Origin of the sequence: Pandoraea bronchicola, assembly GCF_902459805.1 — a bacterium.
In the GTDB taxonomy this organism is placed as follows: Bacteria; Pseudomonadota; Gammaproteobacteria; order Burkholderiales; family Burkholderiaceae; genus Pandoraea; species Pandoraea bronchicola.
On sequence record NZ_CABPST010000007.1, the window covers coordinates 53502 to 77432 of the forward strand.

At 64.6% G+C, this 23931-nt stretch carries 23 protein-coding genes; 3 read left to right on the forward strand and 20 right to left on the reverse strand.

The features are described from left to right. The first annotated feature begins 62 nt into the window (after window positions 1-62). Window positions 63-2051 (forward strand): flagellar hook-associated protein FlgK, encoded by a 1989-nt coding sequence (flgK, locus tag PBR20603_RS14435; protein ID WP_150560209.1) that lies wholly within the window; start codon window positions 63-65, stop codon window positions 2049-2051. 16 nt (window positions 2052-2067) lie between these two features. After that, window positions 2068-3303: a flagellar hook-associated protein FlgL gene (gene flgL / locus PBR20603_RS14440; RefSeq protein ID WP_150560210.1), complete on the forward strand. Its 1236-nt coding sequence runs from the start codon at window positions 2068-2070 to the stop codon at window positions 3301-3303. 108 nt (window positions 3304-3411) lie between these two features. Here the strand turns inward: flgL and fliR are convergent, their stop codons facing one another. The 13 genes from fliR to fliF all read right to left on the reverse strand — a co-directional run bounded on the left by fliR (window position 3412) and on the right by fliF (window position 15005). Next, window positions 3412-4203: a flagellar biosynthetic protein FliR gene (fliR, locus tag PBR20603_RS14445; RefSeq protein WP_150560211.1), complete on the reverse strand. Its 792-nt coding sequence runs from the start codon at window positions 4201-4203 to the stop codon at window positions 3412-3414. A gap of 12 nt (window positions 4204-4215) precedes the next feature. Continuing rightward, window positions 4216-4485, reverse strand: a complete 270-nt coding sequence (gene fliQ / locus PBR20603_RS14450) for a flagellar biosynthesis protein FliQ (RefSeq protein WP_010807718.1) — start codon at window positions 4483-4485, stop codon at window positions 4216-4218. A 16-nt stretch (window positions 4486-4501) separates the two neighbouring features. After that, window positions 4502-5296, reverse strand: a complete 795-nt coding sequence (fliP, locus tag PBR20603_RS14455; protein ID WP_150560212.1) for a flagellar type III secretion system pore protein FliP — start codon at window positions 5294-5296, stop codon at window positions 4502-4504. Then, complete coding sequence (gene fliO, locus PBR20603_RS14460) at window positions 5296-5880, reverse strand: flagellar biosynthetic protein FliO (RefSeq protein ID WP_246174680.1); 585 nt, start codon at window positions 5878-5880, stop codon at window positions 5296-5298. Before fliO ends, fliP begins: the two co-directional genes overlap by 1 nt. After that, window positions 5877-6317, reverse strand: coding sequence for a flagellar motor switch protein FliN (fliN, locus tag PBR20603_RS14465; RefSeq protein WP_150560213.1), 441 nt, complete (start codon window positions 6315-6317; stop codon window positions 5877-5879). Before fliN ends, fliO begins: the two co-directional genes overlap by 4 nt. After that, window positions 6317-7315, reverse strand: a complete 999-nt coding sequence (gene fliM / locus PBR20603_RS14470) for a flagellar motor switch protein FliM (RefSeq protein ID WP_039366468.1) — start codon at window positions 7313-7315, stop codon at window positions 6317-6319. The genes fliN and fliM overlap by 1 nt, the downstream gene beginning before the upstream one ends. 7 nt (window positions 7316-7322) lie before the next feature. Further along, complete coding sequence (gene fliL, locus PBR20603_RS14475) at window positions 7323-7805, reverse strand: flagellar basal body-associated protein FliL (RefSeq protein WP_150560214.1); 483 nt, start codon at window positions 7803-7805, stop codon at window positions 7323-7325. 204 nt (window positions 7806-8009) lie between these two features. After that, window positions 8010-9446 carry a flagellar hook-length control protein FliK gene (locus PBR20603_RS14480; RefSeq protein WP_150560215.1) on the reverse strand — a complete coding sequence of 479 codons (1437 nt, stop codon included), beginning with the start codon at window positions 9444-9446 and terminating at the stop codon, window positions 8010-8012. A 17-nt stretch (window positions 9447-9463) separates the two neighbouring features. Further along, window positions 9464-9916: a flagellar export protein FliJ gene (gene fliJ / locus PBR20603_RS14485; RefSeq protein WP_150560216.1), complete on the reverse strand. Its 453-nt coding sequence runs from the start codon at window positions 9914-9916 to the stop codon at window positions 9464-9466. 12 nt (window positions 9917-9928) lie between these two features. Beyond that, complete coding sequence (gene fliI / locus PBR20603_RS14490; protein WP_425495822.1) at window positions 9929-11488, reverse strand: flagellar protein export ATPase FliI; 1560 nt, start codon at window positions 11486-11488, stop codon at window positions 9929-9931. Between the two features lie 164 nt (window positions 11489-11652). Next, window positions 11653-12312 carry a flagellar assembly protein FliH gene (gene fliH, locus PBR20603_RS14495; RefSeq protein ID WP_150560217.1) on the reverse strand — a complete coding sequence of 220 codons (660 nt, stop codon included), beginning with the start codon at window positions 12310-12312 and terminating at the stop codon, window positions 11653-11655. 19 nt (window positions 12313-12331) lie between these two features. Beyond that, on the reverse strand, window positions 12332-13330 hold the full coding sequence (fliG, locus tag PBR20603_RS14500) for a flagellar motor switch protein FliG (protein WP_150560218.1): 999 nt from the start codon (window positions 13328-13330) through the stop codon (window positions 12332-12334). Further along, window positions 13317-15005: a flagellar basal-body MS-ring/collar protein FliF gene (gene fliF, locus PBR20603_RS14505; protein WP_150560219.1), complete on the reverse strand. Its 1689-nt coding sequence runs from the start codon at window positions 15003-15005 to the stop codon at window positions 13317-13319. Before fliF ends, fliG begins: the two co-directional genes overlap by 14 nt. Before the next feature lie 338 nt (window positions 15006-15343). On the opposite strand from fliF, the gene fliE reads away from it, so the two are divergent. Next, window positions 15344-15679, forward strand: coding sequence for a flagellar hook-basal body complex protein FliE (fliE, locus tag PBR20603_RS14510; protein WP_150560220.1), 336 nt, complete (start codon window positions 15344-15346; stop codon window positions 15677-15679). A 162-nt stretch (window positions 15680-15841) separates the two neighbouring features. Here fliE and PBR20603_RS14515 read toward each other — a convergent pair whose 3' ends face one another. The 7 genes from PBR20603_RS14515 to PBR20603_RS14545 all read right to left on the reverse strand — a co-directional run bounded on the left by PBR20603_RS14515 (window position 15842) and on the right by PBR20603_RS14545 (window position 23561). Further along, entirely contained in the window at window positions 15842-17041 is a 1200-nt protein-coding gene (locus PBR20603_RS14515) for an ATP-binding protein (protein ID WP_150560221.1), read from the reverse strand. Window positions 17042-17293: 252 nt separating this feature from the next. After that, window positions 17294-17659, reverse strand: a complete 366-nt coding sequence (locus tag PBR20603_RS14520; protein WP_150560222.1) for an EscU/YscU/HrcU family type III secretion system export apparatus switch protein — start codon at window positions 17657-17659, stop codon at window positions 17294-17296. After that, complete coding sequence (fliK, locus tag PBR20603_RS14525; protein ID WP_150560223.1) at window positions 17656-19074, reverse strand: flagellar hook-length control protein FliK; 1419 nt, start codon at window positions 19072-19074, stop codon at window positions 17656-17658. Before fliK ends, PBR20603_RS14520 begins: the two co-directional genes overlap by 4 nt. A gap of 24 nt (window positions 19075-19098) precedes the next feature. Then, the gene (locus PBR20603_RS14530; protein WP_150560224.1) at window positions 19099-19437 is read right to left on the reverse strand and encodes a flagellar protein FliT; all 339 of its coding nucleotides are present in this window, start codon (window positions 19435-19437) and stop codon (window positions 19099-19101) included. Further along, a complete protein-coding gene (fliS, locus tag PBR20603_RS14535; protein WP_150560225.1) occupies window positions 19430-19864 on the reverse strand; it encodes a flagellar export chaperone FliS in 435 nt (144 codons plus the stop codon). Before fliS ends, PBR20603_RS14530 begins: the two co-directional genes overlap by 8 nt. Window positions 19865-19886: 22 nt before the next feature. Continuing rightward, the gene (fliD, locus tag PBR20603_RS14540) at window positions 19887-21992 is read right to left on the reverse strand and encodes a flagellar filament capping protein FliD (protein WP_150560226.1); all 2106 of its coding nucleotides are present in this window, start codon (window positions 21990-21992) and stop codon (window positions 19887-19889) included. A gap of 156 nt (window positions 21993-22148) precedes the next feature. Continuing rightward, on the reverse strand, window positions 22149-23561 hold the full coding sequence (locus tag PBR20603_RS14545) for a flagellin N-terminal helical domain-containing protein (protein WP_150560227.1): 1413 nt from the start codon (window positions 23559-23561) through the stop codon (window positions 22149-22151). Between the last annotated feature and the right edge of the window lie 370 nt (window positions 23562-23931).

Consider the following 23931-nt stretch of genomic DNA (forward strand, 5'->3'; position numbering starts at 1 on the left):
GGTAACGGTGCGCGAGCCGGCCTTGGGCCGCGGGACGCGCCTCTCACTCAAGCCGCGAGATCATGAGCCTAATCAATATTGGCATGAGCGGGCTGAACGCCTCCCAGTTCGCCCTGAACACCACTGGCAACAACATCTCCAACTCGGGGACGGCCGGCTACAACCGCCAGGTCGTGAACTACGCACAGCAGAACAGCCAGTTCACCGGCATGGGCTACCTCGGTCAGGGCGTGCTCGTGACCGACGTGTCGCGCGTGTACGACCAGTTCCTGTCGAATCAGGTCAATCAGGCGCAGACCCAATACAGTCAGCTCAACACCTATTACCAGCAGATCTCGCAGATCAACAATGCGCTGGGTAGCTCGACGACCGGCCTGTCGGCCACGATGTCCTCGTTCTTCACGAACCTGCAGACGATCGTGAGCGCGCCGAACAACTCGGCCACCCGCGCCACCGTGATCTCGTCGGCACAGACGCTCACGAGCATGTTCCAGTCGCTCTCGGGCACCTTGTCCACGCTGCGCTCGAGCATCAACGGCACGCTCTCGCAGTCGACCGACCAGATCAACACCTACGCCAAGCAGATCGCCTCGCTCAACGACGCGATTCAGCAGGCGCAGGCCAACGGCATCAACGCTACGCCGAACGACCTGCTCGACCAGCGCGACCAGGCCGTGGCGAACCTGAACGCCATCGTGCAAACGAACGTCGTCAAGGACGGCGATGGCGCGTACAACGTCTTCATCGGCAACGGTCAGTCGCTGGTGACGGGCAGCTCGGCGTACCAGCTCACGACGGTGCCCTCGACGAACGACCCGTCGCAAGTGACCATCGCATATGTCAGTCCGAACGGGACGAAGGTCGCGATTCCGGAGTCGTCGATCACGGGCGGCTCGCTGGCCGGTCTGTTGTCGTTCCGCAGCGGCGCGCTCACGCAGGCCCAGAACTCCCTCGGCCAGATCGCCCTGTCGCTGGCCGGCACGTTCAACGCACAGAACCAGCTCGGTCTGGATCTCTACGGCAATCAGGGCGGCAATTTCTTCACAGTGCCTAGCCCGACGGTCATTGCCAGCACGAAGAACTCGAACGCCGCCACGCTCAACGCCACGATCACCGATGCCTCGAAGGTGACGACGAGCGACTACACCGTGAGCTTCGACGGCACGAACTACACGCTCACGCGCCAGACGGACGGTGCGACGTGGACGGCGGGCGCCCCGGCAACGCCGGGCGCAGCGCTGAACTTCCAGGACACCAGCGGCGCCGCATTTGCCGACGGCTTCTCGGTCACGACAGGCTCGATGGTGGCGGGCGACAGCTTCACGATCCAGCCCACGCGCAATGCCGGGCAGAACATCGGCGTGGCGATCACCGATCCGGGCAAGATTGCGCTGGCCGCACCGATCATCGCCTCGACCCCCACCAGCAATGGCGGCTCGCTCAAGGTCGACCAGGGCAGTGTGGACGCCAGTTATCTGTCGAACGTGCTGACCGCCCCGGTGAGCTTCACGTTCAGCAAGGACGCCACGACCGGTGCGCTCACGCTGGTCGCGCCGTCGCCAATGACGGTCACGGTCAACGGTGTGACGACTTCTTACGCCGCTGGCGACACCGTGCCGTACAACGCCGCCAATGGTGCCAAGATCACCATGAGCGGCATGACGGTGAATCTCACCGGCACACCCAACGACGGTGACAAGTTCACCATTGCGCCGAACACCTCGGGCGCCGTGACCGACAACCGCAACGGCCTGGCGCTGTCCGCCTTGCAGAACGACAAGACCAAGGTAGGCGGCTCGCAGAGCTACGCGACGGCCTACGCCAATCTGGTCTCGTACGTCGGCTCGACCACGAATACCTACAAGTCCACCAGCGCCGCGCAGTCAACCCTGCTGCAACAGGCGCAGACGGCACAACAGTCCAATTCCGGCGTGAACCTCGACGAAGAAGCGGCCAACCTGATCAAGTATCAGCAGCTCTATCAGGCCAACTCGAAGGTGATTCAGACCGCGTCGACGCTGTTCGACACCATCCTCCAGATGGTCAACTAAGCGCAGGGGCAAGATAATGCGTATCAGCACCAACATGATTTACGATCAGGGGCTGCGCTCGATGAGCCAGAACACCTCCGATCTGCTCAACACGCAAGCACAGCTTTCGTCGGGCAAGCGTGTGACCACACCGAGCGACGACCCTATTGCGGCGGCGCAGGCCGTGGCGGTGTCGCAAGACAACGACATGAACACGCAGTACGCGTCGAACCGCGCCGGCGCGACCACCCAGCTTCAGCTCGAAGATTCGACCTTCGGCAGTATCATCAACTCGCTGCAGCACGTGATGTCCCAGATTGCGTCGGCGGGCAATGCTTCGCTCAACGACAGCGACCGTGCGACCATTGCGACCGATCTGCAATCGAGCTTCCAGCAGTTGCTCTCGCTGGCGAACACGACCGATGCCAACGGCCAGTACCTGTTCTCGGGCTTCATGGGCAATTCGGCGGCCTACGTGGCATCGCCCACAGGGGCGTCGTATGCGGGCGATATGGGCGTGCGTTACGTGCAGGTGAGCCCGAACCGCCAGATCGCGATCAACGATCCCGGCTCGACCATTTTCCAGGGGATTCAGCCGAGCACCGCCAGTACGCTGATCAGCGGCAACGCCACCAATCAGGGCACCGCCACGTTCTCCACCGTCTCGACGACCGACGTGACCAACGCGGGCGCGAATCACCAGTACCAGATCAGCTTCGCGATCGACAATACGACCACGCCGCCCACGACCAACTACACGGTCAAGGATCAGACGGACACGACCGTGCCTGATGTGACGGGGACGTACACGGCCGGCCAGCCGATCACGTTCGGCGGTAAGTCGGTCACCTTCTCGGGCGCCCCGGCAGCCGGCGACACCTACACCGTGCAGCCGGCGAGCAAGGGCAGCACGAACATGTTCGACAATCTGCAGGCACTGATCAATACGCTCAAGACGCCAATCAACGGCACCAACGGCACGGGGCAGGCGAACCTGAGCAACGCGTTGACGACGTTCGGCCAGATGTTCAGCAACACCTACGATAACGTCACGACGATCCGCACGACCACGGGCTCGCGAATGAACGAACTCACCGCGCTCAACAACATTGGTGACACGAACTCGCTCAACTACCAGTCTCAACTGAGCGATCTGCTCGACGTCGACTGGAATTCGTCGGCGACCAAGTTCGCGCAGTTGCAGGCCGCGTTGCAGGCGTCGCAACAGAGCTTTTTGCAAACGCAGAAGCTCTCGCTATTCTCGCTGCTCTGAGGCACGCCGCGCGGCGCGCCCGCGCGAGAAGACAGAAAGGCAAGCGGGCCACGCGGCATTACGCCGGGTGGCCCGCAGTCATTTGGGGGACGTGCGCGAGCGCGGTCTTCAGACCTTCGGCACGAAGGCGGCCGTCGCGCGCACCATCATGTCGATGCCGATGGCGATGAAGTGATCCATGACCGGCGCGATACGCGGCATCATCAGCTCGAGCACCACGAGGCCGACGCCCAGCGTGAGCGGGAAGCCTACGGCGAAGATGTTGAGCTGCGGCGCAGCGCGGTTCAGGATACCCAGCGCGAGGTTGCAGATGAGCAGCGCGGCCACGAGCGGCAGCGACAACATGAGCGCGAGCGTGAAAAGCTGGCCGCCAAGCATGGCGAGGTAATGCCAGCCTGCCACCGAGATCGGCGCACTGGAAATCGGCAGCACCGTGAAGCTCTGCACCAGCGTGGCGAACATGACCAGATGGCCGTTGGTGGCGAGGAATACGAGCATGGCGACCACGTTGAGCAGCATGCCGAGCACGGCCGTGCTGCCGTCGCTGTTCGGCGTGAGCAGCGTGGCGAAGGACAGACCCATCTGCAACCCGACGAAGTCGCCCGCCATGCTGATGGCCGAGAACACGATCTGCATGCACCAGCCGAGCGCTGCACCGATCATCACCTGTTGCGCAAGGATCCAGAGACCCTCCCACGAGAACGGCGAGACGGCGGGCATGGGACCGAGTACCGGCGCGAGCGCCAGCGCGACAATGCCCGCGAGGCCGATCTTGACCGTGCCGGGCACGGCGGCGTCGCCGAACAGCGGCGCGCTCATGGACAGCGCGAGCAGGCGCACGAACGGGAACAGGAACGCCGCGATGACGCCCGAGAGCTGTTCGTAAGTGAAGCTGATCAAAGCCGGCGCGGCTTACCCGACGAGGCCGGGAATGCCGGTGAGCAACTGACGCATGTAGTCGACCATCAGGTTGAGCATCCACGGGCCTGCGATCACCAGCGTGACGAACACGGCGAGCAGTTTGGGGATGAACGAGAGCGTCATTTCGTTGATCTGCGTGGCGGCCTGAAACAGGCTCACGAGCAGACCGGAGACGAGGGCAACGAGCAGCAGCGGCGCGGCGAGCAGCAGCGTGACCTGCATTGCCTGATGGGCCAGCGCCATGACGGTTTCCGGAGTCATTTCGCGTTCCTCGCCGCTACATGGTGAAGCTCTGGGCCAGCGAGCCCAGCAGCAGTTGCCAGCCGTCGACCACCACGAACAGCATCAGCTTGAACGGCAGCGACACCGTGGAGGGCGAGACCATCATCATCCCCATCGACATCAGCACGCTCGCGACCACCAGATCGATGATCAGGAACGGAATGAAGATCGTGAAGCCGATCTGGAACGCCGTCTTCAGTTCGCTCGTGGCGAAGGCGGGCACGAGAATGCGCATCGGCACATCTTCGGGACCATTCATCGGCGGTGTCTTGGCCAGCTTGGCGAAGAGCGCCAGATCGGCTTCGCGCGTTTGCTTGAGCATGAACGCGTGAAACGGCTTGGCCCCGGTGTCGATGGCTTGCTCGAAGCTGATCTTGTTGGCGGCGAACGGCTGATAGGCGTTGGTGTACGCCTGGTCGAAGACCGGCGACATGACGAAGAACGTCAGGAACAGGGCCAACCCGATCAGGATCTGGTTCGGCGGCGAGGTCGTCACGCCGATGGCATGGCGCAGCAGCGAGAGCACGATGATGATGCGCGTGAAGGCGGTCATCATCAGCAGCATCGCGGGCAGGAAGCCCAGCGATGTGAGCAGCAGCATCGTCTGCACGGACAGCGAGTACGTCTGTCCGCCGCCGGGAGCCGGTGTAGTGGTCAGCGCGGGCAGCGTGGCCTGTGCGAGTGCCGTGCCCGGCAATGCAATGCAGGCGAGCGCCAGCGCAAGTGTCAGACCAAGCGTGGATCCCGCCAGACCCCGTGGCTTTCCGGCACACAGCAAGCCACGCACCATCACGAATCCTTTTTCATCGATTCGCGCAATTTTTGCGCAAAAGCCTGCGCGGCGCGATTGGCTTGCGCGCCAGGAGGGGCGACGCTGGGCGCGGCAGGCATGTCGGCGACGCGGTCCGCGTCGATCACATGCAGGCTCCGCACCTGGCCTGGCGCGACACCGAGCACGATCCAGTCACCCGCGACTTCCACGACAACGACACGTTCGCGCTGGCCGACGGCGGCGCTACCGACGATGCGCACATTGCCGCCTCCCAGCGGGCGTTGCAGCCCGAAGCGCTTGGCAAGCCACGCGAGCCCGAACAGCAAGGCCAGCACCAGCACGAGGCCCAGTCCCGTCTGCACGATGCCTGCGCCGCCAAGACTCGGCACGGCCGCCGCCTGCGAGGCGGCGCCCTGAGCCTGCGCGCTGGCGATCGACAGGAAAGCGAGACTGAAGGCGCTGCCGGCGCCGCACAGGCGCGCCAGACCGCCGAAGGCGCGCGCCGTGCGGGACTTGCCGGACGTGCGGGAGGCGGTGTGAGAGATCGTGGCGGCTGCCACGGCACGCCGCACGGGCTTGCCGTGGACTTTCGTTGCCATCATCGGTTGAGCTTACGGATGCGTTCGGATGGCGTGATGATATCAGTCAGGCGAATGCCGAACTTGTCGTTCACGACCACCACCTCGCCCTGAGCGATGAGGCAGCCATTGACCAGCACGTCCATCGGCTCGCCGGCCATGCCGTCGAGTTCCACCACGGACCCTTGGGCGAGTTGCAGCAGATTCTTGATGGCGATCTTCGTGCGGCCCAGCTCCACGGTCATCTGCACCGGGATGTCGAGAATCAGATCGATGTCGTTGTGCGTGGCCCCCGCCGGATTCCCGGCGGTGGCGGCAAGCGGCTGAAACACGGGGGCGGCGGCCGGTTGCGGCGCGCTGGCGGGTGCCGGCTCGGTAGCTGTCTGCTCCGCCATGGCACTGGCCCACTCGTCCGCCATGGCCTGGGCGTCTTCACCGGGCGTTTGAGGGGTATCGCTCATCACTCGTTGTCCTTCGTGTAATCGCTGTGTGAATGGTTGATCATCTGGTTCACGCGCAGCGCGTATTGACCATTGAAGACGCCGTAATTGCATTCCATCACGGGCACGCCGTCGACCTTGGCTTCAAGGACCTCGGGCACGTCGAGCGGAATCACATCGCCCACGCGCATATTGAGCAACTGCGAGAGCGTCATGTCGATCTGCGCGAGGTTGGTCACGATTTCGACGTCGGCCGCCTGCACCTGCTGCGAGAGCAGTCGCACCCAGCGCTTGTCGACTTCGAGCGTCTCGCCCTGCAGCGGGCTCGAGAGCTGGTCGCGCATCGGCTCGATCATCGAGTACGGCATGCAGATGTGGAATTCACCGCCGACCGAACCGAACTCGATGTCGAACGTGGTGGTGACGACCACCTCGTTGGGCGTGGCGACATTGGCGAACTGCGTATGCATTTCGGCGCGCACGTACTCGAATTCGACCGGATACACCGGCTTCCACGACGCCCCGTAGTTCTCGAACACCAGATCGAGCAGGCGCCCGATGATGCGTTGCTCGGTCTGCGTGAAATCGCGCCCTTCGACCCGGGTATGGAACCGGCCGTCGCCGCCGAACAGATTGTCCACCACCAGGAACACGAGGTTCGGGTCGAACACGAACAAGGCCGTGCCGCGCAGTGGCTTGATGTGGACCAGGTTGAGGTTGGTCGGGACGGGCAGATTACGGATGAACTCGCTGTACTTCTGGACACGCACCGGGCTCACCGAAATTTCGGCGCTACGGCGCATGAAGTTGAACAGCGCAATGCGGAACAGTCGCGAGAAGCGGTCGTTGATGATCTCGAGCGTGGGCATGCGCCCGCGCACGATACGCTCTTGCGTCGCGATGTTGTATGGCCTGATGCCGGAATGATCTTCCGACTCGGACCGGTCATCCTGTTCGCCGGTGACGCCCTTCAGAAGGGCATCGACTTCTTCCTGCGACAGGAACTCCTCATGCGCCATGAATCACTCACTGAATTACAAACGCGGTGAACAGCACTTCGCCCACGGCCTGTTGCGGCATGTTGGCCGCGAACGGCTGCGCAACCAGCGTGCGGATCTCGCTCGCCAGACGGCGCTTGCCGTCGATCGTGGCCAGATCCTGCGGCTGTTTGGACGACAACAGCAGCAACACGCGGCTGCGCACTTCGGGCATGTGCTGCGTGATGCGGGCTTGCGTCTCGGCGTCTGCCACCTTGAGCGAGAGGCCGATATGCAGGTATCGCTCGCCGTCTTCGCCGGACAGGTTCACCGTGAACGGGTCCATGCCGACAAATACAGGCGGTGGCGGGGGCGGCGGTGCTTTGGCCGCTTCGCTACGTCCGGTCAGCAAATACACAGCCGTTGCCGCACCGGCGGCGGCCATGAGCGCTACCGCAACGATCAACAGAATCCATTTGCGCACGCCCCCTCCGGAGGGAGCCGCGGCTTGCGTCGGTGCGGGATTTGCCATGTATTCGCCTGCTATTGGGTAATGATTGTCGGCTAACCCGCCAAGGGGTGATCGGCCGAAAAGAAGGGACAATCGCGTCTAACTCGCGTCTTTGTCTTAACGGCAGAAAAACCCGCTTGCTTTAGGGCAGTGCGACGCCCGGTCGCGCCGGTTTGCGCCTTATTTCACCGCCACCCCGTTCATGGCCGTGCGCGGCCCGGAAGATCAGGCAAACGTGTCGACGAGACCGTTGCTCACTCGCACTGGAACGCTCACGGTCGCGGTGAGCGTCGCGTCGTCGCCCTGACCGAAGCCCGGCGTGCCGCGTCCGTTGCCATTTCCGCTTCCGCTGCCATTCCCGCTGCCGTTCCCGTTCGCCCCTTGCTGCGCGAAGGCCTGCTGCTGCGCGTTGTCGCTGCTCACGGTCGTGTTGCCCAGCGCGATGCCGTTATTGGCAAGGCTCTCGCGCAGTTGCGGCAGGGCGGCCTGCACAGCGTCGCGTACTGCCGCGTGCTGCGAGACGAACATCGCTTGCGCGGAGTCGTTCGCCACGTTCAGCACGACGTGCAGCGGGCCGAGATCGGGCGGATTCAGGCTCAGTTGCGCGGTCTGCGCGTGCGCGGACGACAGCCACACCACTTGCTGCGAAAGCTGGTTGTTCCAGTCTTGCGTGCCGACGCGGGCATTCAATGCGAGGGCGGCCGGCAGATTGGCCTGCGCCTGCAACTGCGGCTGGGCGTCGACGGCAGGCGTGGCGGCTTGCGCAGCCTGTGCGGCGGCCTGCGTGGCGGCGGTGGTCGCTTGTGCGGCGGCGTCGCGATTGCCCTGAGCCTGCGCCATCGCGTCGGCCATGCGCTGTGCGGCCTGAGCGTCTGCACCGGCAAGGGGCGTGGCCGCCTTGGCATCGGTGGCCGCGGGTTGCGCGGCGGGGGTCGCCGGTGTCGTCGTGGCGTTCTTGGCGAGTGCGTCGAGCGAAATTCCGCCAGTCTTGCCGGCGTTCGATGCTGCCGGCGTTACCGTGCCATTGGCCGGTGCGTTGGCGTTGGCGGTCGTAGGTGCGGTCTTGGCGTCGGCAGCGCCCGCCGGCGGCTGGCCGGTCAGTTGCGCGGCGCCGGTCGCTTGCAGGGCACCGTTCACGGCGGCGGCGATGGCTGCGCCGGTGCCAGGCTTGGCATCGGTGGCACTGGCATCGGTGGCAGGCGCGGGGACCGGCGCTTGCGGCTGCAGCGGCGCATTGTTCATGGCCGCGAGCGCCACGGCGAGGGCGGCTGCCGGGTCGCCGGGCGCAGCGGTGGCTTGCGCTTCGTCGTCGGCGTTGCCATTGTCGCTATCGGCGGTCGTCGTTTTCGAAGGGGGCTTCGAAGCGTTCGTTTGCCCCGACTGCCCGGTTTGTCCGGCCGATGCACTGCTGTTCGCGGCGTTGTCCGTCGACTTTGTGCCGTTGTTGGCCGCAGTGCTGCCGGACGTATTGCTCTGGCTCGTCTGCGAGGTGCTGTTGTTCACGCTGCTGGCGGGCTGGGCGGTCTGGCGCGTCTGCTGCGAGAGCACGGTGGAGAAGGGCAGCGCGCTGCTGGCGTCGGTGCTCGACGAGCCGGCGCGGTTGGCCTTCACGGCTTGCTGGGCAGCCGCGGCGGAATCGGTCAGGAAGCTCAGAATCGACATGTCGGTTTCCTTTGCCTTCAAATCGGGGATTCGGCACGACGGCGCAGACTGCGCGCGGCGTACTCGTCGTTTTCCTTCTGCTCGCGACGCGCGACCCGCAGGGCCGTGCGGGCTTCTTCGCGCGAGGCGAGGGTGCCGAAGGAGTTCAGGCGGCGCTGCTGCGCCTGCCATTCGCGGCGCGCGGCCGCGAGACGCTCTTCGGCCTGCTCGAGCAGCATGGCTTGCTGTCCGATGGCCGTGTCGAGCGTATCGATGAATTGTTGGAAGTTGCGCCAGTCGCAGCCCGCCATGCCCTGAATCGTCGCCGTCTGCATGCGCGTGCGGTACTCGTGGCGGTACTGGCGCAGCGATTCGAGCTGACGCTCGACTTCGGCGCGCTGCGTCTGACGTTCGCCGAGCAGCCGTGCGGCTTCATCCACGTCCTTCTGGGCGAGTTCGATGAGCAACTTGAGGGGCAGGGTGGAATGCATGGCCGCCTCCGCTTAGTGGAACAGACCGTGCATCTGTTGCACGGCATCCGGGTAACTGGCCCGCTCGCGCATTCCCTGCTGCAGGAAGCCTTCGAGACGGGGATACAGCTCGATCGCCTGATCGAGCATCGGGTCGCTACCCGGTGCGTACGCGCCCACATTGATGAGGTCGCGGTTGCGCTGGTAGCGCGAGAGCATCTGTTTGAAGCGTCGAACCTTGTCGAACTGGCCGTCGTCGATGAGTGCCGCCATGGCACGGCTGATCGATTGTTCGATGTCGATCGCCGGATAGTGCCCCGATTCCGCCAACTGACGCGAGAGCACGATGTGGCCGTCGAGAATGGCGCGCGCCGAGTCGGCGATCGGATCTTGCTGATCGTCGCCTTCGGTCAGCACCGTGTAGAACGCCGTGATGGAGCCGCCGCCGTCGGGGCCGTTACCGGCGCGCTCGACCAGTGCGGGCAGCTTCGCGAACACGGACGGCGGATACCCCTTCGTGGCGGGCGGCTCGCCGATGGCGAGCGCGATTTCACGCTGCGCCATGGCGTAACGGGTGAGCGAATCCATGATCAGCAGCACGTCTTTGCCCTGATCGCGGAAGTACTCGGCCAGCGTGGTGGCGTACGCCGCGCCTTGCAGACGCAGCAGCGGCGAGACGTCGGCCGGTGCGGCCACAACGACGGAGCGCGCCAGACCGTCCGGTCCGAGAATGTTCTCGATGAAATCCTTCACTTCGCGGCCGCGTTCGCCGATCAGTCCCACGACGATGACTTCGGCCTGCGTGAAGCGGGCCATCATGCCGAGCAACACGCTCTTGCCGACGCCCGAGCCTGCGAAGAGGCCCATGCGCTGGCCGCGTCCGACGGTAAGCAGCGCGTTGATGGCGCGCACGCCGACGTCGAGCACCGATTCGATGGGGGCCCGGCCCAGCGGGTTGATCGGCACCGACGCGAGCGAGGCGCTGTCGGTCAGGCCGAGCGGGCCGAAGTCGTCGAGCGGGCGGCCGGCGGCGTCGACCACACGGCCGAGCAGCGCTTCGCCCACGGGAAGCCGTTTGCCGTTGTGACGCTGATTCGGCAGCGGGCCGTCGGCGGCGGGCTCCATCGGGAACACGCGGGCGCCGGGCAGCAGGCCCGCGACTTCCGTCTGCGGCATGAGAAACAGGCGGTCGCCGCCAAAGCCGACGACTTCCGCCTCGGCCGTGGCCGGTTCGCGCGACGGGTCGTGAACCGGCAACTCGATCAGGCAGCCAGCACCGACCGGCAGACGCAGACCGACGGCTTCGAGCACGAGACCCGCAGCACGCGTGAGACGGCCGCAACGGCGGGTCGGCTCGACGGCGTGCACATGTGCGATGCGCTCGCGCAGCGTGTTCTGCCAGCGGCGCAGATGCGCGTCGCGTGCAATTTCGCGAGCGTCCAGAGCGTGCGTGGCAACCTTCGGCGCAGCGGGCTCGGCGGCGGTTTGTGCATCCGCGTCATCAGCGTTCGGCTCGGCAGCCGCGCTTTGCGCCGGCGCCGGCGCGGCGTCGTGATCGTCGTGATCGTCGGGTTGCAGGGCGCCGGCGTGCACGGTTTGCTCGCTCGTGCCGATCTCATCCCACAGGCGCACCGAAGGCGTCGTGCCGTCGTTCGTCGGGGAGGGCGTGGACGGCGCGCCCGACGTGGCGTCGTCGTGCGTGTTCTCGGTGCTGGGCAGCACCGGCGCATGGGCGGTAAGTGGGGTGAGTTCGGCGTTCACCACGGCAGATCCTTGCCCAGCGCGGCCATCACACGTTGCCAGCGGGTGGCGACGGTGGCGTCGACCTCGCCGCTTGCGGCTTCGGCTTTGCAACCGCCGCGCTCGACGGTGGGGTCGGCGCGAATCGTCCAGCCTGCGGCGCGCAGTTCCGCGCCCACGTGGGCTTCGACGAGTGCCACGTCTTCCGGGTTGAGGATCAGACGCGGCGAACCCGTGAGCGGGTCATTGGAAAGCAGCTCGCGCACGATCGGCAGCAGCGTTTCCGGATGAATCGTGAGTGTCTGGCGCAGCGCCTGGCGGGCGATGTCGAGCGCGAGCCCGAGCAACGGCTCGGCGACTTCGCGATCGATGGCATTCACGGCAGTGCCGAAGCCGTGCGCGATATCGGCCAGTTGCGCGGCGCGCGCGTCGACTTCCTGCTGACCCGCGGCCTGTCCGGCAGCATAACCCTCGGCTTGCCCGGCGGCGAAACCCTGCGCATGACCTTCGGCACGCGCTTGCTCGCGCCAGGCGGCGATCTGTTCCACGAGCGCCGGATCGTCGAGCGGGCTGGGCGGCTTCGGTTGCGGTGGTGGCGGGGGCGGCGGCGGGTCGAATGACGCCATCTCCCAGCGTTGCCAGGCGGAGAGGCGTTCTTTCGGAATGATGGTCGACATACGCGCGGGCCCTGTCTGGTTACACGTAAGCGTCGTCGCCGCGGCCGCCGATCATGATGGCGCCCTGATCGGCCAGGCGCCGCACCACTTGCAGCACCTTCTTCTGTTCGCCTTCGACTTCCGAGACACGCACCGGACCGCGCGATTCGAGGTCTTCGCGCAGCAGTTCGGCCGCCCGCGCCGACATGTTCTTGAAGAACTTTTCGCGCAGTTCGACCGGCGCGCCCTTGAGCGCGATGATGAGCGACTCGGACTCGATTTCCTTGAGCAGCACCTGAATGCTGCGGTCTTCCACGTCGAGCAGGTTCTCGAACACGAACATCTCCTCGACGATCTTCGCCGCGAGTTCCGAGTCGTAGTTGCGCACGGCTTCGATGACCGACTCTTCGTGCACACCGCCCAGGTAGTTGAGGATTTCCGCCGCCGTGCGCACGCCGCCCATCGGGCTGCGCTTGATGTTCTCGCTGCCCGAGAGCAGCTTGGTGAGCACGTCGTTGAGTTCGCGCAACGCGGCCGGCTGAATGCCGTCGAGCGTGGCGATACGCAACACGACGTCGTTACGCAGACGTTCCGTGAAGAGCGCCAGCACTTCCGAAGCCTGATCGCGGTCGAGGTGGACGAGGATCGTGGCGATGATCTGCGGATGCTCGTGGCGGATCAGTTCGGCCACTGCCGTGGAATCCATCCACTTCAGGCCTTCGATGCCGCTGGTGTCGCCACCTTGCAGAATGCGCTCGATCAGGCCCGCCGCCTTGTCGTTGCCCAGCGCTTTGTTGAGCACTGACCGGATGTATTCGGACGAATCGAGCGAAAGCGCGGAGTGCTGTTCGGCTTCGAGCACGAAATCCTGCAACACGTCGGCGATCTGGTCGCGCGTGACTTGCCGCAGCGAGGCCATGGCCGCGCCGAGCTTCTGCACTTCACGTGGCGCGAGGTACTTGAAGACCTCCGCCGCTTCGTCTTCACCCAGCGACATCAGGAGGATGGCGCTGCGTTGGAGTCCCTCAGCCGCGCTCATCGCCACCGCCCACCCATGATTTGACTACCGTTGCCACGATCTTCGGATCCTGTCGCGCGACCTGACGCGCGTACTGCAAGTTGCGCTCGTAGGCGCTGAGTTCACCCTGCTTGCCGGGCTCGCCGTCGGCACTCTCGCCACCGGCGCCTTCGGCACCCGCCGCGCCGCCTGCCGCACCGGCGAGCGACGGCTCGGCCGGCGGCGGCGGGGTCAGGTGCTTGCGGATGGCCGGACGTATCACGCCGAACCAGAGATAGAGGCCGATCAGCCCGATCAGCGCCCACTTGCCGACTTGTTTGGCCAGCTCGATGTTCTGACGCTGACGCCACCACGGCAGGTTGGCTTCCGGATCTGCCTCGACCGTGAACGGGCTGTTGACGATGTTGAGCGTGTCGCCGCGCTGGCCGGAGAAGCCAATGGCTTCCTTCGCCAGATTCTGGATCTGGTCGAGCTGGGCCTGCGTGAGCGCCACCATTGCGGCCTTGCCCTTCGCGTCGGTGCCCGGACGATAGTTCACGACAATCGCCGCCGACAGGCGCTTCAGGCCGCCCGTGGCTTGCTGCACATGGCGAATCGTGCGGTCGATCTCGTAGTTGACCGTGGCGTCCTTGCGGTCGCTGCGCGGGCCCTGCGGCGCACTGGCGGCGCTCGCCGGGTTCGCGGCGTTCTGCTGGGCAAACTGCTGTTGCTGCTGGGTGATCGGTGCGGTGGGCTGACCCGGCGGCTGGTTCGACAGCGCGCCCGGCACCCCGCCCGGCGGCGTGATCCCGATCTGCGTGGCTTCGCTGTTCTGCTGGCTGCGCACCGCCTGCTCGCCCGAGTTCGGCTTGTAATTCTCGGACGTTTGCTCGACCTGATTGAAGTCGATGTCCGCCGTCACCTGCGCATGCACGTTGCCCGGCCCGACGATCGGGTTCAGGATCGCCTCGACACGGCGCGCATACGATTGTTCGAGTTCGCGCACGTACTTGAGCTGGCTGGCGTCCAGACCCAGCGCGTTGCCGCTCTGCGCGGAGAGCAGATTGCCGTTCTGGTCGAGCACGGTAACGTTCTTGACCGGCAGCTCCGGTACGCTCGACGCGACCATATGAACGATGGCGCTGACCTGAGCGTCGTCCAGCACGCGGCCCGGATACAGCGTGACGAGTACCGAAGCGCTCGGCTTTTGCTGCTCGCGCACGAAGACCGACGGCTTGGGAATCGCCAGATGCACGCGCGCGGCTTGTACGGCAGACAACGATTCGACCGAGCGGGCGAGTTCGCCTTCGAGTGCGCGCTGGTAATTGACCTGTTCGGCGAACTGGCTGATACCGAACTTCTGGTTGTCCATCAGTTCAAAGCCGACCAGACCGCCCTTGGGCAGACCTTGCGAGGCCAGACGCAGCCGTACGTCGTGCACCTGTTCGGACGGCACCAGAATCGCACCGCCGCCCTCGGCGAACTTGTACGGCACGTTCATCTGCTGCAGCGAGGTGATGATGGCACCGCCGTCGCGATCGCTCAGGTTGCTGTACAGCACCTTGTAGTCGGGGGCACGGCTCCACAGGAAAACCGCAATCAGCAATGCGACAAGGGCCGCGCCGCCGATGAGCAACGGCAGTCGCTCGCGCGAGCGCAACTGCATCAGCAGGGGCGGCTTGGCGGCAACGTCCGCCGTCTGGGTGGCGGCGTTCATGCGCGGCTCCACGCCAGTGGCGTTGATACGACGTTCATCGCGGTGGAAGTGCTCACTAACATGCGACAGAATTCTCCGGATACGCGTGGCGCCGCGCTCACGTCCCGAGGGGGCTAAGGATTGGAAAGAATCCGGTTCCCGGTGCGCACGATGCCGATGGTCCTGATTATTCGTTGGCGAATATGGAATCGTTCGGTGGATTAGGCGGGTGTTTTGCCGCTAATTAAGGTATTGGAGGCTTGCCAGACAGTGGTAATCTCCGACGTGACTGATAAAAGGCAAACCGGTCGAAGCGGCGCGAGGTCGCGCGCAACCGGTGCCCATTGAGGACAAGCAACATGGCCATTCCGGGGATCGAATCGGTATTGCAGAAGCTGGGCGGCGTGGCGTCGCAGGCAGCGGGCTCGATCATGGGCACGTCCAGCGCTGGCGCGGGCGCCGCATCGGCCACGGGCGGGTTCGCCTCCGAGCTGGAAGCCTCGCTCAAACGCGTGTCGTCGGCGCAGAACGGCGCAGAGTCTCAGGCACGTGCTTTCGAAATGGGCGAGCCGGGCGTGGCGCTCAACGACGTCATGGTGGATCTGCAAAAAGCCAATATCGGCTTTCAGATGAGCCTGCAAGTGCGCAACAAGCTGGTTTCCGCCTACACGACCGTGATGAATATGCAGGTGTGAGTGCAGGTGTAACGTGGGTCGACTAGCGGCCCGGCCGTAGCGACACGTCGCCGGATTGCATCCGGCGCCCGAAGAAGCCCCGTCTGTCGACGGGGCTTTTTTGTTGTCATCGGATTGAAATGACGGTCATCGCGTCGAGCGTCGTTCGGGCCGGTTTGCCCGTCACGCCGCGTTTGCGTGTATCGGCACCTCCGGCATGAAGCGTTTCAGAAACTCATGAAAGCGCGGAACGGTAAATGCGGCTTCGTCCAGCAGGGCGCTGTAAAGCATGCCTTTGCTGATGAGTTCGAGTCGAATGGGCTCCAGTGTCGTGACTGGCTGACCGAATTCGGCGGCAACGTCGCTCAAGTCGTGCGGACCTTCGCCTAACTCCGCCATTGCACGGAGATAGCGCTTTTCGTCCGGCGTCAGACGCTCGAAGCGCAGACGGTAGAAATTGTTGTCCAGTGCATTGATGGCGGCGCTGGACGCAATGCGCACGTGATCCGACGTAATCGGGCTTTCGTTGGCGGCCGTCCAGGCGAGCATTCCCCATTGCTGCAGGAAATACGGATAAGCCCCTGTTCGCTCGACGATCTCGTCCAGGGCGTCGGCGGTAATGTCTACACCGGCTTGCGTCGCGGGCGTCATGATGGCGTCGCGCGCATCTGCGGCAGAAAGTGGTCCGATATCGGAGATTTCGAACATGCGCTCGGCGTAAGACTTCGCGTCCCCGATCTGCCTGATAAGCGGCGGAAGACCCGCACCAATCAGAATGACCGGCAACTGGAGTTGTGCGCATCGATGAAGCGAGTAAAGCAGTGCTGCCAGCTCTCGCTTTGGCATCCCCTGCAATTCGTCAATGAATATGGCGAGCACCGTCTGTGCTGACCGGGCAGCACGCCCAACCTCCACGAGCAGTGCGCACAGATCGAGTTCGAGAATACCGCAGTCCGCCAGGCCGGGCTCGGGTGCGTAATCCAAGCCCACTTCGATACCGGCGTACGTGACTTTCAAGCCGGTGACGAAGCCCGCGAGGGCTCGCAGTCCCCGAGCGACGGTGTGCCTTGCCGATTGCGTTTGACTCATACGCAATAGCGCGACGCGTAGTGCCGGTGCGAGAGAGGCGGGAAGTGATTTCACCTCCGGCGCTTCGAGGTGCACGGTAATCGCACCTTGTTGCTCGGTGTCGTACAAGAGGCGCTCGAGCAGCACTGTCTTGCCGACGCCGCGTAGACCAATCAGCAGTTGGCCGTTCGAATGACGGCCGATGCGAAGGCGCTCGATGCAGATGCGCACGGTTTCGCGAATGTCGTCGCGACCGCAAAGCGATGGTGGCGGGGTGCCAGCGCCGGGATTGAAGGGATTCAGGATGCCGTCCATGAGGGAGCCTCGACTAATGTGATGACCAGAGACAGGTGCTTGGCAAGACGCGCCGAAACACTCGAAGGACATGCTAGTGAGAGGGGATGCACCGCGCGGATGCCGCGCCGCCGGCAAGCATGGCATCGCCCCGCACAGCCTTGTGTGCAGGCGCTCGGCGGGTGTGCAGCGATAAGAGGTTCTGACGGGAATTCGGAAACGTCACGCCTTGCGCGAATTGATCAATCGCGTCACAACCTAGCGCTTGCGTTGTCAGGCGGACGGTTTGGCGGCGGGGGGCGAGACGGCAGGCGCGGTGTCTGCCTGACCCTCAGGGGCAACGACGCCCGGCGGCAGCGGTGGTGGTTTGCCCCCTCGGCTCGCTTCGAGCTTGTAGAGCCAAGCGAGCAACTCCGCCACCGCTTGATAGAGCTGTGCAGGAATGCGCTGGTCGAGGTCGACCTGCGTGAGCAGACTCACCAGCTCCGGCGACTCGTGCACGTACAGTCCGTGCTCGCGCGCCGTGCGCACGATGGTCTCGGCGAGCAGGCCGTAGCCCTTCGCCACCACGCGCGGCGCCGTGTCTTTCGCGCCGTAGGCCAGCGCGACCGCCGCGCGGCGTTCCGGTGGCAACGTCATGCCTCACCTCCCGGTGGCGCGCTATGGCCAGCCGGCAGTGTCGCTGTTCCGGTCGCGTCCTCTGTCGTTGCCGAAACGGTGCCCGCGCTCACCGCCCGCGCATCCATACCGGCAGATCCGGCAGCTCCGGCATTGGCGTCATCGCCCAATGCACCGAACGACAACTGGCTCGCGATGAGGCCGACAGCAGCCAGTCGTTGGCGCAATGCCTCGCCTTCGTGCGACAGGGCATCTGCCGACGCCGCCGAATCCGTCAGCAAGCGCGCTTGCAACTGTTGTCCGGACAAGCCGATGTTGACGTCGACGGTCCCCAGAGAAGGGAGCGTCAAGCGCAGGTGCGTGTGCCATGTCGACGTGGCGGCGACTTCGTCCGGCGAGGGCTGACCGGGGCGCTCTTCGACCTGCCATTCCATCGGCGCGCCCGGCCACGCCGCGCCATTCCACTGAAACTGCGGATTGACCAGCATGTCGAGCTGCTGGCGCACCAGCGTCACGCTTTCGGCGGGCGTATTCGCGACGGCGGCGATTGCGCCGGCCGGCCCCTGCTGTGCGGCACGGTTGTTGCCGTCGCCCGTGGCGGCGAGCAACGCATCGCCTTCACGGCCGCTCGGCAGCACGCTGCTCGTCGTTTGCGCCACGCTGGCGGCATGGGCCAGCGCGGTCGCGGTGTTAGGTAAATTGGCCGCGACATGCAGACCGCCATCGGCGGCGTCACCCGTTGCGGTTTGCGCCGGAAGTCCGGGCTGGGCGGGCGATGGACTCGCTGTCGGCAACGTTGCCGGACTGGGCCCCGGCCAGGCCGCAGCCAGTGACGCTTCCGCGGCGGCGGGACCGAGCAGGCGCGTGAGCGGGCCGGGGCCCGGCAAAGTGGCGTCGGCGCCGGCCGCCCGCAACTGCGCAGCCAGATTGGCCGACGCCGGCCAGCGCAACTGCGGTTCGGCCTGCAACTGTTCGAACGAGCGGCTGCCGGACGCCCATTGCGCCAGATGCGATTCGTAGAAAAGTCCGCTGGTCGACAGCGCTTCCTTGAGCGCTGCGGCCAGCAGCGGGGCGAGGGCCGGGGCGCCGCTGCCGGGCGCGGCGGGCCATACCGGGGCACTCGCCTGCACGGGGCCGGGGGAATCAGGCGCGAGGCGCAGGATCGTATCGATGGTGCGGGCAGCGGCGGAAAGCGTTGCCTGCTGAACGGGCGTGGGCAGTCGCGCGGCGGTTTGCGCCGGCGCGTTGCCGAGACCGACTGCGGTGGGGGATGCTCGGGTCGCGAGGTCGCCAAGCGCGGAAGTGGCGTCGCCCGTCGGTTGGGTGCCGGCGACGGCGCTGGGGGCGCTCGTCGACGACGCGCCCTGCCCGAGTCCGAGCAATGAATCGAGTCGCCGTGCGAGCGTCGTGGCCAGCACCGTGTCGAGACCGGCCATGCCTTACTCCGAAATGCGGGCGCCTCAGGTGCCCAGGTTCAGGCCATAGACCTCGTGCAGGGCACGTTGACGGCGCGTGTTGTTGATCATGGCATCGAGATGCGCCAGATGCGGCACCGCGAGGTCGCGAATCGCCGCGTCGTCGGCCAGAATGCGCCGGATGATGGCGTGCTTGCGCGCGCGCTCGTCCTCGGTCAGCGGCAGGGCGGCGTCGAGTTGCTTGATCGAATCGACCTGCAGACGATACTGCGTCTCGAGGTCGATGAGGGCATCCCAATCGCCGTCACGTGCCACGCCCAGCATGCGCTCAGTGAGCCCGGCGATACTCTCGTAGCAGTTCAGCAAGATCGTGGCTTCATTCATAACGCACTCCGGTGCCCGCTTGTGCGGCGGGGGCACCCGTGCCGGCGGCCGGAGCGATCTCGCGCCAGGCCGATGCAATCGTGTCGAGCAGGGTGTCGACTTCTCGTACTTTGGCGACGTCGTTCTCGAGATTGGCTTCGAGCAGACGTCGCCCCATGTAGTCGTACAGATCGCGCAGGTTGCGGGAGAGTTCCCCGCCGACATCCATGTTCAGACCGTCGCGCAGTCCGCCGATGATACCGATGGCTTTCGAGAGCGCCTGTCCGCGCTCGGCGATGCGGCCGTCTTCAAAGTGTACGCGAGCCTTCGTGAGCGCGGCCTTGGCGCCGTCGAACAGCATCATGATGAGCTGGTGAGGGCTTGCGGCAACGACGCCCGTTTCGAGCCCGACCTTGCGATAAGCGTTGGCGGCGTTTTGACCGTACATGAGCGATTTCCAGGATCCAGGCTTACTTCGACGACGAAGACGACGAAGACGAACCACCCAGCACCTGCTTGAGGTAGTCGCTGGTGTTCTGAAGCTTCGACATGGTCGCGTCGAGCGCGGTGAACTGCGCCAGATAGCGGTTCTGCATCTGCGTCATCTGGTCCTGCCAGTCGCTTTCCTGCTGCTGCACCTGCTTGATGCTGGCATTCAGGTTCGACTGGGCCGTGCTGATGGCCCCCTTGGCGCTCAGGAAGTTGCTGACCTGGTTCGACAGCAGCGACGCATAGCCTTGCGAGAAATTGATGGTGCCGCGATTGCCGAGGTTGGTGCCGGTGACCTGGATCTTGAGACCATCGGTCTGCGAACCTGCAGCGCCGGTCAGATACTGGCCGCTGCCCGTGGCGATCACACCGCCGATCGAGCCGCCGACGTCCACGCCATCGGTGCTGGGCGAGACACCCGTGCCGAACAGCGCGGTCAGCGCATTGCCCGAGGTGACGCGTACGTTCGAGGCGGAGCCATAGCGGTTCGACGTGATCGACAGTACCCCGCCCGTCTGCTTGACCGTCACCGTCGAGCCGTTGGCGACGAACTGCGAGTTACCGTTGATCGCGGCCTGCAAGGCGGCGGCCATCTTGTCGGGCGTGTAGATGCCGTTCGGGATGGTGATGGACGTGCTCTTGCCGTCGACTTGCACCGTCAACGTATTGTTGGTGCCGTCGATGGTCGTGTTCGCGGCAAGCGTTGCGTTCGACGTGAGCGTACCCTGGGTCGCCAGGCGCGTGATGACCACGTCGTACTGGCCCGGTTGCGTATTGCTCGTCGAGCTCTGGTAGCTGATCAGACTGTCGGTCGTTGTGCCGTTGGTCGCGAGCAGAGAGGCGAGCTGGGAGAAGCCGCCCGAGCTGATCGCCTTTTGCAGCTTGCTTGTATCGACGGCGAGCTGACCCGACGTATCCGTGGCGCTGCCGCTGCCGTCACCCGCCTGGAACGTCACGCCGATGTCCGCGAGCGATGTCAGCACCGACCCCGAGACCCCCGGCAGCTTGCCGTTCAGGATCTGCTGGATCTGCGTCGTGATCATCTGCGTGGTCGTGTCACCGATCAGCGGGCCGTTGTTGTTCGAAGTGCTGCCCGGCGTGGCGCTCGACTTGTCGAAATACGTCAGTTGGCCGATGGCCGAATGCAGCGTGTTGTAGGCGGTGACGAAATCGTTGACGGCCTTGGTGACACCGTCGCTGTTGTTGCTGACGCTGACGGTGGTCGTGCCGGTCTTGAGCAGACTCATCGTCAGACCTTGCACGGCGCTCTTCACCGTGTTGGTCGGGCTCGACACAGCCAAGCCATTGATGGTCAGGCTGGCGTTCTGGCCGGCAGCCGTCTGCGTCAGGTTCTGGGTGCCGGTGGGGTCGTACGCCAGCATATTGGTGAGCGTCGAGTCGCCGCCGGCGGCGACGTCGATCTTCATGCTCATCGTTTGACCGGTCTGCGTCGAGGTCAGGACCAGGCGGTTAGGCGTGGCGCTGCCGTCATTGACGATCGTGGCCGTCACCCCGCCGTTGGCGGCGTTGATGGCGTCGCGAATGCCTTGCAGCGAGTTGTTCGTGTTCGTGATCGTGACACTGAACGGCGCCTGCTGCGCGTTCGGCGAGAAGCTGGCGCCGGTGTATGAGCCGTTGGCGAGCGTGCCGCCGGAAATCGTGCCAAAGCTGAACGTCAGCTTGGTGGACGCGCCGCTGCCGATCGAGGCGGCGGGGTCGGAAACGCCGGCCGTCGACAGGCTTTGTGCCTGTGCCAACTGGGTCGTGTTGATCGTATAGCTGCCCGCTTTCGCGGTGGTGTCTGCTGAAGCGCTCAGGATCGTCGCATCGCCCGGCGTGGCGGTCATCTGAAGGAACGACGATGCCGACGACAGGTTCGAGAGCGACGACTGGAACGAACTCAGCGCCGATTGCAGGCTGCCGAGTGCCGAGACCTTGGTCTGATAGCTGGCCTCTTGCGATTTGAGCAAGCTGAGCTTTTGCGTGGCAGGCTGCATCAGACTGGTGACGAGCGCGTTGACATCAAGTCCCGAGCCGATACCCGGTGACGAAATTGAGCCCGTTGTGCTGCTGCCAGTGGTCGCCATAAATTGCTCGCTCTCAAAAATAGTTGCTCAACTCGCAAAACGCCGGCACAAAAAGTGCTGCCTTTGTAATGCTTGCGGCGACGCCCCCCGCGAAGGTGGCGCCGCCGGCGGCCCGGCCGAGTTACCGCCGGGCGTTAAACCATGCCAAACAGGCGCTTACTGGAGAAGCTTCAGCACTTGTTGCGGCAGTTGGTTTGCCTGGGCCAGCATCGAGATACCCGCTTGTTGCAGGATCTGCGACTTGGTCAGGTTGGCCGTTTCTGCAGCGTAGTCGGTGTCTTGCACGCCCGAACGCGCCGAGGTCAGGTTCTGCGTCGTGGTCGACAGGCTCGAAATCGTCGACTGGAAGCGGTTTTGAATTGCGCCCAGGGTCGATTGCAGCGTGTCGACGGTGCCGATGGCCGAGTCGATCTGCGACAGCATCAGCGTGGCGCTGTTGACCGTCTTGACGTCGGCTTGTGCCAGGCTGCCGCTCGTAGCGTAGGTCGTTGCCGTCGTCGGCAGACCCAGCTTGGTCAGCGTTGCCGCCGTGCCGCCGCTGATCTGGAAGGCCGAACCCGAGCTCAGGTGCATCTTGCCCGTGTTGTCGACATACGCGTTCACGCCGCTGTTCGACGAATTGATCGCGTTGGCCAGGTCGGTGGCGCTGTTCATCTTGCCGGTGATGTTCGTGGCCTTGCCGTTCACGGTCAGGACCAGGTCACCTGCTGCCAGCGTTTGCGAGAACGTCGAAGCAACGGCGGTCGACGTGGTCGTCGAACCGGCAGCAGCGCCTGCGACGGCCATGCCCAGCGTGGTGGCGTCGGCGCCAGCGACCGTCAGCGTTTGTGCCGAATCGGTGTTGGTGATCGCGATTTCGCCGGCCGAGTTGACCGATGCGACGTTGCCCGTGAAACCGGCGGTTTGTGCGGCGGTGTTGATTGCCGTTGCCAGGTCGGCCGAGCTGTTGTACGTGCCAGCCTTGACGTTCACAGCGGTGCCTGCGCCCAACTGAACGGTCAGTGCGGCAACGGTGAAGCTCAACGGATTGGTCGCCGAGGACGTTTGTGCGACCGAGCCGATGCTGGCGACGGTCATGCTTTGTTGCAGGTTGACCGAGATGGTCTGGCCTGCGTTGGCGCCAACCTGGAAGTTCGCCGTGCCCATCGAGCCGTCAAGCACGTTCAGGCCGTTGAACGACGTTTGGGTGGCCAGGCGGTTCACTTCAGCCAGACGCTGTTGGACTTCCTGGTCCAGTGCGGCGCGGTCCGAATCCGAGTTCGTCGAGTTGGTCGACTGAACAGCCAGCGTGCGGATGCGTTGCAGGTTGTCGGTGATCGCCGACAGGGCGCCCGCAGCGGTTTGCACCAGCGAGATACCGTCGTTGGCGTTGCGCTGCGCTTGCTGCGTGCCGTTGATCTGGGCCGACATACGGTCCGTGATCGCGAGGCCAGCGGCATCGTCAGCAGCGCTGTTGATGCGCATGCCCGACGAGAGGCGGGTGATCGAGGTCTGCAGGCCCGATTGCGACGTATTCAGGTTACGTTGTGCAACCAGCGAGAAGATATTGGTATTGATGACAGATGACATTTAGCCACTCCTTTCCCAAAATTTTTGGCTCCGGCTTAAGCGCCGTAACTTTGGCTCACCAGCCAATCGCCGAAAGCCGCCGTTGTAGGGGATATCGGACGGCCATTGGGAAAATTTAGGGTGATTTCACAAAATGCTCTCTCACCCCCCATCGACTGACCCCGTCGATGTCGGAAAAACGCTAGTGGGCCAGTCTACAAAATTCCTCCACGATTGATTCGCCAAGGAAAGGGGCAATCTGCCGCCTATTCATATCCTGTAAGGCTTGGAGAGGTGGCGACGCGTGGCGTCACCCCAAAAGACGGGACGCGCAATTCTCAGTCCGTGGCACGGCGCGGCGGCGGCGAAAAATTTTTTTCGGGGCTATGAA

Bases quoted from the DNA above. Each gene is read 5' to 3' on its own strand.
- flgK (WP_150560209.1), top strand. From the start codon at position 63: ATGAGCCTAATCAATATTGGCATGAGCGGGCTGAACGCCTCCCAGTTC.
- flgL (WP_150560210.1), top strand. From the start codon at position 2,068: ATGCGTATCAGCACCAACATGATTTACGATCAGGGGCTGCGCTCGATG.
- fliQ (WP_010807718.1), bottom strand. From the start codon at position 4,485: ATGACTCCGGAAACCGTCATGGCGCTGGCCCATCAGGCAATGCAGGTC.
- fliP (WP_150560212.1), bottom strand. From the start codon at position 5,296: ATGGTGCGTGGCTTGCTGTGTGCCGGAAAGCCACGGGGTCTGGCGGGA.
- fliO (WP_246174680.1), bottom strand. From the start codon at position 5,880: ATGATGGCAACGAAAGTCCACGGCAAGCCCGTGCGGCGTGCCGTGGCA.
- fliN (WP_150560213.1), bottom strand. From the start codon at position 6,317: ATGAGCGATACCCCTCAAACGCCCGGTGAAGACGCCCAGGCCATGGCG.
- fliM (WP_039366468.1), bottom strand. From the start codon at position 7,315: ATGGCGCATGAGGAGTTCCTGTCGCAGGAAGAAGTCGATGCCCTTCTG.
- fliL (WP_150560214.1), bottom strand. From the start codon at position 7,805: ATGGCAAATCCCGCACCGACGCAAGCCGCGGCTCCCTCCGGAGGGGGC.
- PBR20603_RS14480 (WP_150560215.1), bottom strand. From the start codon at position 9,446: ATGTCGATTCTGAGCTTCCTGACCGATTCCGCCGCGGCTGCCCAGCAA.
- fliJ (WP_150560216.1), bottom strand. From the start codon at position 9,916: ATGCATTCCACCCTGCCCCTCAAGTTGCTCATCGAACTCGCCCAGAAG.
- fliH (WP_150560217.1), bottom strand. From the start codon at position 12,312: ATGTCGACCATCATTCCGAAAGAACGCCTCTCCGCCTGGCAACGCTGG.
- fliG (WP_150560218.1), bottom strand. From the start codon at position 13,330: ATGAGCGCGGCTGAGGGACTCCAACGCAGCGCCATCCTCCTGATGTCG.
- fliF (WP_150560219.1), bottom strand. From the start codon at position 15,005: ATGAACGCCGCCACCCAGACGGCGGACGTTGCCGCCAAGCCGCCCCTG.
- fliE (WP_150560220.1), top strand. From the start codon at position 15,344: ATGGCCATTCCGGGGATCGAATCGGTATTGCAGAAGCTGGGCGGCGTG.
- PBR20603_RS14515 (WP_150560221.1), bottom strand. From the start codon at position 17,041: ATGGACGGCATCCTGAATCCCTTCAATCCCGGCGCTGGCACCCCGCCA.
- PBR20603_RS14520 (WP_150560222.1), bottom strand. From the start codon at position 17,659: ATGACGTTGCCACCGGAACGCCGCGCGGCGGTCGCGCTGGCCTACGGC.
- fliK (WP_150560223.1), bottom strand. From the start codon at position 19,074: ATGGCCGGTCTCGACACGGTGCTGGCCACGACGCTCGCACGGCGACTC.
- PBR20603_RS14530 (WP_150560224.1), bottom strand. From the start codon at position 19,437: ATGAATGAAGCCACGATCTTGCTGAACTGCTACGAGAGTATCGCCGGG.
- fliS (WP_150560225.1), bottom strand. From the start codon at position 19,864: ATGTACGGTCAAAACGCCGCCAACGCTTATCGCAAGGTCGGGCTCGAA.
- fliD (WP_150560226.1), bottom strand. From the start codon at position 21,992: ATGGCGACCACTGGCAGCAGCACAACGGGCTCAATTTCGTCACCGGGT.
- PBR20603_RS14545 (WP_150560227.1), bottom strand. From the start codon at position 23,561: ATGTCATCTGTCATCAATACCAATATCTTCTCGCTGGTTGCACAACGT.